This is a genomic window from Bacillus cereus group sp. MYBK79-1 (assembly GCF_051915365.1).
Taxonomy (GTDB): domain Bacteria; phylum Bacillota; class Bacilli; order Bacillales; family Bacillaceae_G; genus Bacillus_A.
This window is the reverse complement of sequence record NZ_JBQAEO010000001.1, coordinates 824,254-837,807: the sequence shown is the minus strand read 5'-3', so window position 1 is coordinate 837,807 and position 13,554 is coordinate 824,254. Positions and strand designations below refer to the sequence as shown.

Below are 13,554 nucleotides of genomic sequence, written 5' to 3'. Positions count from 1 at the left end.
GAATGAACGTTGAAGTATGGAAAAGTAGCAGTAGTTGGAGCACTATCAGTAGGACTATTAACAGGTTGTTTCGGTGAAAAACCAGAAGAAAATCTATATACAGCTTTTGAAACAGCAGCGACACAAGAAAAATCATTAGTTGATGAAGCGAAAAAGTTAGAGAAATTAGAGAATGAAGGTCAAGAACTATATTCTCAAATTTTACAAGAAGGTAAAGATCATAATGACGCTGTTATGAAGAAAATAGAGCAAGCTACTGCAAATATAGATGACCGTGAAAAAGTATTGGAAAATGAGAAAGAAATGCTAGAAAAAGCTCAGAAAGAAACAAAATCTGTTCAAGGAAATATAGAGAAGCTTGAAGATAAGAAGTTACAAAAACAAGCGAAAGCAGTAGAAGAGTCGTATAAAAACCGTTATGATGCATTCCAAAAGATGAATGAAAATTATACGAAGGCGTTAGCGACTGAAAAAGAACTGTATGAAAAATTAAAAGTAAAAGAAACGAAATTAAAAGAGATTGGTGAAAAAGTTAAGGCTGTTAATGAATTAACTGTGGAAGCACAAAAATCAAAAGAGCAATTTAACAATTTTACAAAAGAGTATAATGACAGTAAATTAGCATTCTACAAAGATGCAGAGATTAAGATTAAAGATCAGAAATAAAGAAGAATCTTAAGCGTAATAAAAAGCCGGAGAAACATCGTTACAAATGTTTTTTCGGTTTTTTACGTTGAATGAATAGAAAAGACTAGAATTGATATCATAAAAGAGTTATAGTGAATTATTCCAAGGGAAACATTGTAAAGTAAGGAGAATGGAAATATGTCATATGAATTTTTACTCAAATTAGGTTTAGCACTCTTTTTAGGATTATTCATCGGGATAGATAGGCAGCTAAAGAATAAACCGCTTGGTGTGAAAACAAGTATGGTTATTTCTGTAGCAAGTTGTTTAATTACGATGGTTTCAATTGAAGCCGTACATGTATATTCTGTTCCAGGGCATACAAATATGGATCCAATGCGTCTAGCTGCTCAAATTGTGAGCGGGATTGGTTTTCTTGGAGCAGGTGTTATTTTACGAAGAAGTAATGATGTCATTTCTGGATTAACGACAGCTTCTATGGTATGGGCTGCTTCAGCTTTAGGTATAGCAATTGGGGCAGGATTTTATTTACAAGCGACGGTTGCTATGATTTTAATTATTTTAGCAATTAACGTACTTCCACAACTCGTGAAAATTGCAGGTCCGTATTCATTAAGACAAAAGGATTTATCTATAAAAATTACTGTAAAAGAGCATCATGAGTTAGATGGTATATTTAAGCAAATTAAAAATTTAGGTATGCATGTGAAACGCGTAAAAATTAAAGATATAGATAGTGGAGCATTTCAGCAACTGGAAATGGTTATTTTAGCTCCAGAAGATTTATATACAACAGAGTTATATAGTTCCCTGAAAGAGATTGATCGTGTTGTTTCAGTTGAAGTGGAAAGTAGATAATTGTGATAAAAAAGAGTGAAGTGCATTCACTCTTTTTTTTACTTGGAATTTTAAGGAGATACATTGATATAATGATGAATAACAAGGGGGAGAAATGATGGAAATACATATTAGAAGAGCGATAAAAGATGATATACGAGGTATAGCAAAGGTGCATGTTGATAGCTGGAAAACAACGTATAAAGGGATATTTGCTGACGAATTTTTAGAAAATATAACATATGAGCAACGAGAAAAACAATGGGAAAACATTTTTCAACAAGAAGATAAATACCAATATAGATTTGTAGCAGAGACGTTAGATGGAACTATAATTGGATTCATTGATGGGGGAGTTGAAAGAAGTGGTGCATATAATTGTGATGGGGAATTATATGCGATCTACCTTTTACAGTCGTATCAAGGAATGAGAATAGGACAACAGTTATTTCAAGCTTTATTATCGGAATGTATAAACAATGATATGCAATCACTTTTAGTTTGGGTAGTTACGAATAACCCTTCTAAAAAGTTTTATGAAAAATTTAATCCAGAAAAAATTGATACAAAATTTTTAGAGCGAGTACAGGTAGAAGAGACAGCATATTGTTGGAGAGATATAAATAATATTATTATGTAAACTTTATGTTTAAAAGAGGTATACCAATTAAGGTATACCTCTTTTATTTAACTATTTTGGATGGATTACTAATGAAAATAGTAAGTATGTAGTTTGAAATTGAGTATTTTTTTCGTGAGTTTTTAACTAGATTAAAGAAAAGAGAGAAAACAAGAAAAATTAAATCAGATAAAAAAATTCTGAAATATACTATTGAATTGAATATCATTATCAATTAGAATCATAATTGATAACGATATTCAATAGTTGTTTATTATATAAAATTTCGATAGCTTTAATATAAAGAGGAGGACCAACATGCAGCATGCGAAACAAATCGCAGAACATGCAACATTACAAAGTTTTTTAAACTGTTATTTAAGGGAAACAGGGAGTGGAGAATGGATTACAGAGGATGAAAGAATGAAAAGTATCTTCAGTAATACGTTGAATAGAGATATAGTCCCCACATATTTATATTGTCGGCTATCAGCACAGAACGTTACTTTGTATGGAGAAGTTATATATAAATCAGCAACAGATCGCCATTTGTTTGGAGAACAGTTTTATTATCAAATTGGAGAAAGTAATTCTGTTATTAAAGCTGATTACGTTACAGTTATTACCTTCTTAATAAAAGAGATGTCTATCAACTACGGAGAAGGGACAAATCCTGCTGAACTTATGCTTCGAGTTATTTGTAGTTGTCAAAATATTGAGGGATTTACAAAGGAGAGAAAAGAAGATACATCTGCATTATACGGTTTTCATACATCCTTTATAGAGGCGGAGCAATCTTTATTATTTGGACATTTAACTCATCCAACTCCAAAGAGTAGACAAGGTATTCTGGAATGGAAAAGCGCAATGTATTCTCCAGAATTAAAAGGAGAATGTCAGCTTCATTATTTTAGGGCACATAAAAGTATAGTAAATGAAAAATCATTATTGCTAGATTCTACAACAGTAATTCTAAAAGAAGAGTTATGTAATGATGAGATGGTTTGTAAAGAATTTATATCGAAGTATTGTAATGAAGATGAATATTCATTACTTCCAATTCATCCGCTTCAGGCAGAATGGCTATTACACCAATCTTACGTACAGGATTGGATAGATGAAGGCGTACTTGAATATATCGGTCCTGTAGGTAAGTATTATATGGCAACATCATCACTTAGGACGTTATATCATCCCAAATCAAAATATATGCTTAAGTTTTCATTTCCAGTAAAAGTAACAAATTCAATGCGTATTAATAAATTGAAGGAACTAGAGAGTGGTCTTGAAGGAAAGGAAATGCTAAATACAGCAATTGGTGAAGTGTTAGAGAAGTTCCCGGGCTTTGATTTTATTTGTGATCCAGCATTTATTACATTAAATTACGGGGCAAAAGAATCTGGATTTGAAGTAATTATACGAGAGAATCCTTTTTATGGTGAACATGCAAATGACGCTACTTTAATTGCTGGATTAGTTCAAGATGCTATACCTGGGGAACGTACTCGTTTATCGAATATTATTCATCGACTAGCAGATTTGGAAAGTAGAACCTGCGAAGAAGTAAGTTTAGATTGGTTTAGACGATATATGAATGTTTCTTTAAAGCCGATGGTATGGATGTACTTACGTTATGGTGTTGCGTTAGAAGCTCATCAGCAAAATAGTGTTGTTCAACTAAAGGACGGTTACCCAGTAAAATATTATTTCCGTGATAATCAAGGGTTTTATTTCTGTAATTCAATGAAAGAGATGCTTAATAATGAGTTAGCTGGTATTGGAGAACGTACTGGAAATTTATATGACGATTATATTGTAGATGAAAGATTTCGTTACTACTTAATTTTCAATCATATGTTTGGACTCATTAACGGATTTGGTACAGCTGGATTAATTAAGGAGGAAATTCTTCTCTCGGAATTAAGATCTGTACTTGAATCATTCCTTCCTTATAACCGTGAACCTTCGACCTTTTTAAGAGAATTGTTAGAAGAGGATAAATTGGCATGTAAAGCAAATTTATTAACGAGATTTTTCGATGTTGATGAGTTAAGTAACCCTTTAGAACAAGCGATTTACGTACAGGTACAGAATCCGCTCGTTAGAGAAGTGGCTGTCCGTTCATAAATAACGTTAAAATTTCACGTAATACAAATAATGGTATTTTTCATAAGGTGGAGGGGTTATGAGAATGGACATGTATCATACAAAAATATTGAAAGCGCTTGAATCAAAAGATTACATTTCAGTAAGAAGAAGAGTGTTACGTCAATTAGTAGAGTCGTTAATTTATGAGGGGATCATTACGCCAGTTCGTATAGAAAGCGAAGAACAAATTCTTTTTCTTATACAAGGACTCGATGAAGACAACAAAAGTGTTACGTACGAATGTTACGGAAGAGAGCGAATGACATTTGGACGTATCTCTATAGATTCATTAATAGTAAGAGTGCAAGAGGGAAAACAAGAAATACAATCAGTTTCGCAATTTTTGGAAGAGGTTTTTCGAGTTGTTAACGTAGAACAAACGAAATTACATTCTTTTATTCATGAATTAGAACAAACGATATTTAAAGACACGATTGCGCAATACGAGAGCTGTAATGAATTGAAATATACTCAAAAATCATACGATGACTTTGAAAGCCATTTAATAGACGGTCATCCATATCATCCTAGCTATAAAGCACGCATTGGATTTCAATATCGTGACAATTTTCAATATGGATATGAATTTATGAGGCCAATAAAACTTATATGGATTGCAGCCCATAAGAAATATGCGAATGTAGGTTATGAAAATGAAGTGATTTATGACAATATTTTAAAAGGTGAGGTAGAAGAGCCTACATTAGAAGTGTATATGGAACGAATTCACAGTTCGGGATGTGATCCAAAGCAGTACGTGTTTATACCTGTTCATCCTTGGCAGTGGGAAAATTTTATCATTCCCAATTACGCCGATCATATACAAAATAAAAATATTATGTATTTAGGAAGATCAGCGGACGATTATTGTGCGCAACAATCTATGAGGACGTTAAGAAATATTACGAATCCAAAGAGACCATATGTAAAGTTAGCACTGAACATGCTTAATACTTCAACACTCCGTACGCTGAAACCATATTCAGTTGCGAGTGCACCAGCTATATCGAATTGGCTAAGTGATATCGTAAGTCAGGATTCTTATTTAAGTGATGAATCGCGCATCATTTTGTTAAAGGAATTTTCGAGTGTAACGTATGATACGAATAAGAAAGCCACATATGGTTCATTAGGGTGCATTTGGCGTGAAAGTGTTCATAATTATTTAGATGAGCAAGAAGATGCAGTTCCCTTTAACGGTTTATATGCAAAAGAGAAGAACCGGACACCAGTTATTGATACATGGTTAAACAAATATGGGATAGAAAATTGGTTGCGATTACTTATTCAAAAAGCAATTATTCCAGTTATACATCTTGTTGTAGAGCATGGGATCGCATTAGAATCACATGGACAAAATATGATTTTAGTTCATAAAGAAGGGCTACCTATCCGTATTGCATTAAAGGATTTCCATGAAGGACTTGAGTTTTATCGTCCATTCTTAAAAGAAACAAATAAATGTCCGGACTTTACTAAAATGCATAAAACGTATGCGAATGGAAAAATGAATGATTTCTTTGAAATGGAACGTATTGAATGTTTACAAGAGATGGTATTAGATGCACTGTTCTTATTTAATGTAGGAGAATTAGCTTTCGTACTTGCGGATGAATATGATTGGAAAGAAGAAAGTTTTTGGATGATGGTTGTGGAAGAAATTGAAAATCATTTTAGAAAATATCCACATTTAAAAGAGAGGTTTGAAAGGATTCAATTATATACACCTACTTTTTATGCCGAGCAATTGACGAAGCGTCGTTTATATTTAGATGTGGAATCACTTGTTCATGAAGTTCCAAATCCATTGTATAAAGCAAGACAACTTATGAAACAAAAATCAGTTACTGCAGGGGGAAATTATGCTAATCGTTAATAAAGAAGAGTATAGTAAAAGTGATTTTGATTTGAGATTACAAGTTTATAAGGAGATGGAACAATTTCAAGAAGTAGCAGGAAATAGATTTGCGCTTTGTTTGAAAGATCCATTCGATATTATTACGCTTGTGTTTTTCTTAAAAGAAAAGAAAGCATCAGTATTGCTAATACATGAAGATACCCCAAAAGAAACGGCTATTGAAATGGCAAAGCGTGCAAATTGTATCGGAATTTTATGTAGAGAATATAATGATTTTACGAAATTAGAAGTAGTGAACTCTTTACTAGAAGAGCCATCTTTATTGCAATATAGTTCTGGAACTACGGGAGAACCGAAACTGATTCGTAGAGCATGGACGGAAGTTGATACAGAGATTACTGCTTATAATGAAGCTTTAAACTGTGAAGAGGATGAAGTGCCGATTGTTATGGCTCCTGTTTCACATTCATACGGACTTATATGTGGTACGTTATCTGCAATTACAAGGGGAAGTAAACCTATCATCATTACGAATAAAAACCCTAAATTTGCATTAAATATAGTTCGCAATACAGAAAAACATATCATATATGCAGTACCACTTATGTTACATATTATGGGGAGTTTCCCGCAAGGAACGTTTCAGTTTCATAAAATTATGACATCTGGAGCGCCTTTGCCAGAAGCATTATTTTATAAACTAAAAGAAACGACAACATATATGATGCAGCAATACGGTTGTTCTGAAGCAGGGTGTATTAGTATATGTCATGATATGAAAAGCCATTTAGATTTAGGAAATCCACTACCTCATGCGAGTATAAGCATAGGTTCAGATGAAAATATGCCTGAAGAAATCGTAGTGAAAATGAACGATAAAGAAATTTTCACGAAAGATTTGGGGTATAAATCTGAGCGTGGCCTTCATTTTGTCGGGCGCATGGATGATGTGATTAACGTTTCAGGATTAAAAGTGTTTCCTATAGAGGTAGAAGAAACGATGCTTCGACTAGAAGGTGTTCAAGAGGCAATTGTATACCGGGGGAAACATCCTGTGATGGGCGAAATTGTTAAAGCGAAAGTAATCTCTCATATTGATCCAGTGCGAATAAGAGAATGGTGTATGCAGCATTTACCACCTTATAAAGTTCCGCATGAGATTGAAAGTGTAACTGAAATTCCGAAAAATAAAACTGGAAAAGTAAGTAGAAAATTATTAGAGATGGGAGAGGTTACAACATGAGACGTGAAATATTAAAAAATGAAGTGTTGAAAATTATGACAGAAAAAATGGAGCTGAAAAATGTAACGCATTTAGAAGAAAAGATGCGTTTAAACCAAGATTTATATATAGATTCGGTAATGATGTTACAACTCATAGTCTACATAGAAATGGATGTAAAGCTATGCGTTCCAGAGGATGAGGTAGACCCAAAAGCATTTCTTACTGTAGGATCTTTACTTGATTTTATGGAGGGATTACAGCCGTTACAGGAAGTGAATGTGAATAACTAACCTTTAGGAAAGTAGATGAGAGTATGACTTCAATTAAAGTTCACTGTTTAGTGAGTTGTTTTTGCGAAATTATAAAAAGGCGTAGCGATATAGATTTTCGTCCCTTTTATTTTGGATTATGGGATGGAGATTTCGATATAACAGAAGGTGGCATTATTTCGTATCACTCCGAAAACATTAACCATGATAATTACTTACTATGGTATGAAAAGTTGTATGGTACGAAAGTGAACGAGTGGTACGATCATGCAAAAGATAAAGATAGCAATGTAGAAACGTTTTTACAATTAGTAGAAAACAAGCCAGAAAATCGATATGTCATTGTAATGGTGGATATGTCTCTATTACCAGAGAGGGAAAATAAATTTCATCAAAAACCGTTTCCGCATTATTTAATGATATCAAAGACAGAGAAAGAAGAAGAGTGGTTCATGCTAGATCCTGATTTTCGCTGGGAAGGGAATATGGAAAGAGAAAAAGTGCTTCACTCTGTTCAAGATAACCCATTTGGTGGAGGGTATTTCATTGATGTAGAAGGAATTCAGGAGCCAACAGAAGAAATGGTAGCGAGTTATTTCATAGAAACTTTCAAAAGAACTGACAATGAACTGACGATGGAGCTGAAAAATTTAATTATAAAAATGGCAAATGAAGAAGAAGGGTATTCGCTTTCTGGTCTTGTAGCGGCAGTGAAACAAATACCCGTACTTGCAATTCGTAAATATAGTTATGAACATGCCTTTGCATACTTCCGTGAAACGTTGCAATATTCGGAGCAAGAGTTTGATTATTGGTGTGATCGGGTAGAGGATATTGTACAAGGATTTACAAATGTACAGTATCGTGCCATTAAAATGGGGATGACGAATAATAAAGATATGTTATTATCAATTGTTGAAAAGCTGGATGAAATGAATGCAATTGAACTGCAAATAAAGGCTGAATTAGAGAGACAGTTTTTATCATGGAAAGAAATGAAAACAAACGAGTCTGTCTTAGCATTTTAAAAACTTAACTGAATTTAAGATAAGGGAGTTCAAACCTATGAAATATTCATTATGTACTATTTCCTTTCGTCATCAATTAATTTCATTTACTGATATTGTTCAATTTGCATATGAAAACGGTTTTGAAGGAATTGAATTGTGGGGGACTCATGCACAAAATTTGTATATGCAAGAGTATGAAACGACAGAACGAGAATTGAATTGTTTAAAGGATAAAAACTTAGAAATTACGATGATAAGTGATTACTTAGATATATCATTATCGGTAGATTTTGAAAAAACGATAGAGAAATGTGAACAACTTGTAATACTAGCTAATTGGTTTAAAACGAACAAAATTCGTACGTTTGCTGGACAAAAAGGTAGCGAAGATTTCTCGGAACAGGAGAGAAAAGAGTATGTGAAGCGTATTCGCATCATTTGTGAAGTATTTGCTCAGCATAATATGTATGTACTTTTAGAAACACATCCAAATACGTTAACGGATACATTGCCTTCTACGTTGGAATTATTAGGAGAAGTAGATCATCCGAATTTGAAAATAAACCTTGATTTTCTTCATATATGGGAGTCGGGAGCAAATCCAATAGACAGTTTCCATCAACTAAAACCGTGGATACAACATTACCATTTTAAGAATATATCGTCAGCAGATTATTTACATGTGTTTGAACCGAATAATGTATATGCAGCAGCGGGAAGTCGAATTGGTATGGTTCCATTATTTGAAGGTATCGTAAATTATGATGAGATTATTCAGGAAGTGAGAGAAACTGACCATTTTGCTTCACTTGAATGGTTTGGACATAATGCGAAAGATGTATTAAAAGAAGAAATGAAAGTATTAACAAATAGAAATTTAGAAGTAGTAATTTCTTAATATAAAAAGATGTAAGAGTCTCTCCTTGTAGAGACTCTTTTTTAAAAAGTAAAAATAACCAAAAATTACCATGTATTTAAATTGAAATTTAACACAATTTATATATAAATAAGGAGGTGATTGGTAATGGCTAGAAATCGTAATTCTAATCAATTAGCATCACATGGAGCACAAGCAGCTTTAGATCAAATGAAATATGAAATTGCACAAGAGTTTGGTGTACAACTTGGGGCTGACACTTCTTCACGTGCAAACGGTTCTGTAGGCGGTGAAATTACAAAACGTCTAGTAGCGATGGCAGAACAACAACTTGGTGGCGGATATACTCGCTAATTGTAGAAGGTTATAGGAGAAAGGAAGGATTCTTCCTTTCTTTTTTTTTCAATTAATTGGTATGGATATATTGCGAACTGGATTCAAAGAATAGGAATAATACTATATTTTCCCCAATTTCTTTTGTTGCAAATGGGAAGTAGTAAAGATGTAATAGCCCTGGTGGAATGAAAAATTATGTTCCAGCAGGGCTATTATATGGTCAGAAATATACGATGAAAGGGTTCCGAAGCCAACATGTTAAAAAAAGAAAACTGTTGTTTAATTGCGCTTGCATCAGTTCCACTTGTTATGACATTAGGGAATTCAATGCTCATTCCAATCCTACCGACTATCGAAAAGAAATTACATATTTCATCGTTTCAAGTATCCATGATTATTACAATCTATTCCATTGTAGCCATTTTACTTATACCGATTGCTGGTTATTTATCAGATAGGTGGGGACGAAAGATGGTAATGGTTCCGAGTTTGCTGATTGCGGCTATAGGAGGAGCTATAACTGGTTGGGTGTCTTGGAAAGTTGATAATCCCTACACTTGGATATTAATCGGTAGAGCGATTCAAGGTATTGGTGCTGCTGGTGCAATGCCAGTTGTTATACCGTGTGTTGGTGATTTATACAAAGATGAAAAACAAGTTAGTACAGGTTTAGGAATCATTGAAACATCCAATACATTTGGAAAAGTGCTGAGCCCTATTTTAGGATCTGCTCTTGCTGCCATTGTATGGTTCTTACCATTTTGGGCGATTCCAGTTTTATGTGTAGTATCAATTGTTTTATTACTTGTTCTAGTAAAGGCAAAGAAACAAGAAGGAGAAGTACCACCACTTAAAGAGTTTATAAAATCTATTCTCTCTACGTTTCGAGAAAAGGGAAGATGGTTGATTGCCATTTTTGTATTAGGTGCAATTATTATGCTTATTTTATTCGGAATTCTCTTTTATTTGTCGACTAAACTGGAATCAAAGTATGACATTCATGGTATTTGGAAAGGGTGTGTACTTGCTATCCCGTTACTTGTACTATCAATTAGTTCATATATGGCCGGTAAAAAAATTGGAGATAATCAAAATGTGATGAAGAAGTGTATTTATATTGGTTTTTTAATGGCCGCTGCATCAGTTATCATTCCTTTATTTATAAAAGGAATCTATTTACTGCTTCTTTGTCTTGTTATTATGGGAATCGGAATTGGTATGGCACTCCCATGTTTAGATGCCCTAATTACACAAGGAATTGAAAAGGAGCAAAGGGGGACAGTTACGTCATTTTATAGTTCAATGCGGTTTATCGGTGTAGCAGCTGGACCACCTCTATATTCTTTTTTCATGAAAGGTGCTGACCATGAAGTGTTTTATGTAACAAGTATTTTCGCTGGTATTGGTGCTGTTATAGCAATGATTTGGATTAAACCAGCAAAAGATGCAAAGACGGTAAAACAGAAACCGGAACCTACTTCATAATTTGTAAGAGAATTGCATGATGTTTTCAGTAACATGCAATTCTCTTTCGTTCATTAAGAATAAATAACTTGTTTTAACATATAAAGTGCGACACCCCAAATGATGAGGCCCGAAAATTTATTTAATAATACGATTGTCTTTCCAGTTGAGTCTATTCTTTTTAGAAATTTCCCCGCTAAAGCTAAGCTTATAAACCAAATCCAAGAAACGATAATAGTTGTAAGTGTGAAAGCCCATTTTTCACTTCCTATGTATTGAATAGAATTTGTTCCAATTACACCGATTGTATCTAAAATTGCATGTGGATTTAATAAAGAAACCGATGCAGCGAAAAGGATTTGCTTTTTTAATGGCATGCTGTTTTCTTGTTTTATATCATTGGAAGGGGTACTTCTCCAAATAACAAAGCCCATATATAGGAGAAAGAAAAATCCAATTATATATAACGAGTTAGTTAGCCAAGAAAAAGTAATGAGTACAAGGGAGACACCTTGCACCGCAATTAATATAAGTAACGTGTCACATAGAGAAGCAGTTAATACGACAGGCGCTGCCCTCCAAATGTTTGGTTGGCTCGCACCTTGGTTAAAGACGAAAACATTTTGGACACCGAGTGGAATGATAAGACCAAATGCAAGAATGATACCATGAATAATTGCTTCACTCATCATATTACCTCCTATTTAAATTCATTATGATAGTGTATATTGTATAGAAGAAATGAAAGTTTGTATCCATCCATATGGTTGGGGGAGGTTACCAACCAAAAAGAACATAAGGTGATATGATGGAAAGATTCGTTTGGAAACCGAGTATGTCTCTAGAGACTCCTCTGTATAAACAAATAGAAACGTATATAAAAGAAAGAATTGTGAATGGAGAATGGACTGTTGGAACGAAATTACCTTCACAAAGAGATTTGGCACACACATTTGGTGTGAACCGGAGTACAATTGTAATGGCTTTCGATGAGCTAGTGGCAAAGGGATACATTGAAGGGAACGGCAGGAAAGGAACAATTGTTGTAAATAATAATGAGAATGCTTCAACGTACGCACCCCCGCCTAATTGGCAGTCTTATGTAGAAACAGGACTTCATTATCCGAATCTGCCTGCTATTCAAGAGATTAATCAAGCTGAATTTTATCCGCATGTAATTCGTTTAGGAACAGCTGAGCTTGCGCCAAGCCTTTTACCTGAAAAAAAGATGAAAGATATTATGAATAAGCTTTTAGCGTCAAAGGTGACACTTGGCTATGAAGAACCGAAAGGAAGTTTCTATTTAAGGAAGAAAATTGCGGACTATTTAAAAGGACATGGTGTATATGTAACTCCTGATTCTATATTAATTGTTTCAGGAGCAATTCAAGCGTTGCAACTTATTTCTATGGGACTTCTTCCAAAAGGGGCATCCATCTTATTAGAAAAACCATCTTATTTATATTCGCTTAATGTTTTTCAATCTGCAGGAATGCGTTTAATTGGAATACCAATGGATGAGAATGGTATACATGCATCATATATTCCGAAATATAAGAAGCAATTTAATACATCTATTTTATATACAATCCCGTCTTTTCATAATCCGACGAACTTTAGTATGAATGCGAAGAAACGAATAGAAGTGATGGAAATATGTAACGAAATTGGTTTGCCGATTATAGAGGACGCGGTGTACCAAGACTTATGGTTTGATGAGCCTGTTTCAAAGCCTTTAAAAGCATATGATAAAAATGGAATTGTACTACATATTGGAAGTATGTCTAAAGTCATTAGTCCAGGATTAAGAATTGGATGGATTGTTGGATCTGAGCCAGTCATTCAAAGATTGGCAGACATAAAAATGCAAACAGATTATGGTTCAAGTTCTATATCCCAGCAAATTGCAGCGGAATGGTTTGCAGATGGGTTGTATGATGAGCATTTACAGTTTGTAAGAACTAAGTTGAAAAAACGTAGAGATTTTATGTTGCAAATGTTAGAGGAATATTGTCGTGATATAGCAACTTGGTACAAACCGGCAGGTGGTTTTTATATTTGGTTACATATGCATGTACCCGTTTCAAACCGTAGCTTATTTGACAAAGCCTTAAAAGAAAAGATTTTATTAAATTCAGGTACTTTATATGATAGAAGTGCAAAGCAATTTTTGCGTCTATCATATTCATACGCTACATTAGAAGAAATTGAAATAGGTATAAAAAAACTTGCGCAACTAATGAAAAAGTAAGAGGAGAAAGTA

General features: G+C 33.9%; 13 protein-coding genes. 12 read left to right on the top strand and 1 reads right to left on the bottom strand.

The window, feature by feature from the left end; genetic code table 11:
- Positions 1-9 precede the first annotated feature (9 nt).
- The 11 genes from ACTFOB_RS04345 (at position 10) to ACTFOB_RS04295 (ending at position 11,312) form a co-directional block, all read left to right on the top strand.
- The gene (locus ACTFOB_RS04345; protein ID WP_440024691.1) at positions 10-666 is read left to right on the top strand and encodes a YkyA family protein; all 657 of its coding nucleotides are present in this window, start codon (positions 10-12) and stop codon (positions 664-666) included.
- Positions 667-825: 159 nt separating this feature from the next.
- Positions 826-1,506, top strand: coding sequence for an MgtC/SapB family protein (locus ACTFOB_RS04340; RefSeq protein WP_000119503.1), 681 nt, complete (start codon positions 826-828; stop codon positions 1,504-1,506).
- Positions 1,507-1,603: 97 nt separating this feature from the next.
- Positions 1,604-2,125, top strand: coding sequence for an N-acetyltransferase family protein (locus ACTFOB_RS04335; RefSeq protein ID WP_440024689.1), 522 nt, complete (start codon positions 1,604-1,606; stop codon positions 2,123-2,125).
- 297 nt (positions 2,126-2,422) lie between these two features.
- Positions 2,423-4,231 carry an IucA/IucC family protein gene (locus ACTFOB_RS04330; RefSeq protein ID WP_440024687.1) on the top strand — a complete coding sequence of 603 codons (1,809 nt, stop codon included), beginning with the start codon at positions 2,423-2,425 and terminating at the stop codon, positions 4,229-4,231.
- Positions 4,232-4,289: 58 nt separating this feature from the next.
- Positions 4,290-6,128, top strand: coding sequence for an IucA/IucC family protein (locus ACTFOB_RS04325; RefSeq protein ID WP_440024685.1), 1,839 nt, complete (start codon positions 4,290-4,292; stop codon positions 6,126-6,128).
- A complete protein-coding gene (gene asbC, locus ACTFOB_RS04320) occupies positions 6,115-7,353 on the top strand; it encodes a 3,4-dihydroxybenzoic acid-AMP ligase AsbC (protein ID WP_440024683.1) in 1,239 nt (412 codons plus the stop codon). Before ACTFOB_RS04325 ends, asbC begins: the two co-directional genes overlap by 14 nt.
- Entirely contained in the window at positions 7,350-7,625 is a 276-nt protein-coding gene (gene asbD, locus ACTFOB_RS04315) for a petrobactin biosynthesis protein AsbD (RefSeq protein WP_151630756.1), read from the top strand. Before asbC ends, asbD begins: the two co-directional genes overlap by 4 nt.
- Before the next feature lie 23 nt (positions 7,626-7,648).
- Positions 7,649-8,632: a petrobactin biosynthesis protein AsbE gene (gene asbE, locus ACTFOB_RS04310; protein ID WP_440024682.1), complete on the top strand. Its 984-nt coding sequence runs from the start codon at positions 7,649-7,651 to the stop codon at positions 8,630-8,632.
- 37 nt (positions 8,633-8,669) lie between these two features.
- Positions 8,670-9,512 carry a sugar phosphate isomerase/epimerase family protein gene (locus tag ACTFOB_RS04305; RefSeq protein ID WP_440024681.1) on the top strand — a complete coding sequence of 281 codons (843 nt, stop codon included), beginning with the start codon at positions 8,670-8,672 and terminating at the stop codon, positions 9,510-9,512.
- 126 nt (positions 9,513-9,638) lie between these two features.
- Positions 9,639-9,845 (top strand): alpha/beta-type small acid-soluble spore protein, encoded by a 207-nt coding sequence (locus ACTFOB_RS04300; protein ID WP_000113545.1) that lies wholly within the window; start codon positions 9,639-9,641, stop codon positions 9,843-9,845.
- A gap of 237 nt (positions 9,846-10,082) precedes the next feature.
- Positions 10,083-11,312, top strand: a complete 1,230-nt coding sequence (locus ACTFOB_RS04295; RefSeq protein ID WP_440024680.1) for an MFS transporter — start codon at positions 10,083-10,085, stop codon at positions 11,310-11,312.
- 53 nt (positions 11,313-11,365) lie between these two features.
- On the opposite strand, the gene ACTFOB_RS04290 is transcribed toward ACTFOB_RS04295, so the two are convergent.
- Positions 11,366-11,980 carry a LysE/ArgO family amino acid transporter gene (locus ACTFOB_RS04290; RefSeq protein ID WP_440024679.1) on the bottom strand — a complete coding sequence of 205 codons (615 nt, stop codon included), beginning with the start codon at positions 11,978-11,980 and terminating at the stop codon, positions 11,366-11,368.
- A gap of 116 nt (positions 11,981-12,096) precedes the next feature.
- Here ACTFOB_RS04290 and ACTFOB_RS04285 point away from each other — a divergent pair, with 116 nt between their 5' ends.
- Complete coding sequence (locus ACTFOB_RS04285; protein ID WP_440024678.1) at positions 12,097-13,542, top strand: PLP-dependent aminotransferase family protein; 1,446 nt, start codon at positions 12,097-12,099, stop codon at positions 13,540-13,542.
- The last annotated feature ends 12 nt before the right edge of the window (positions 13,543-13,554 follow it).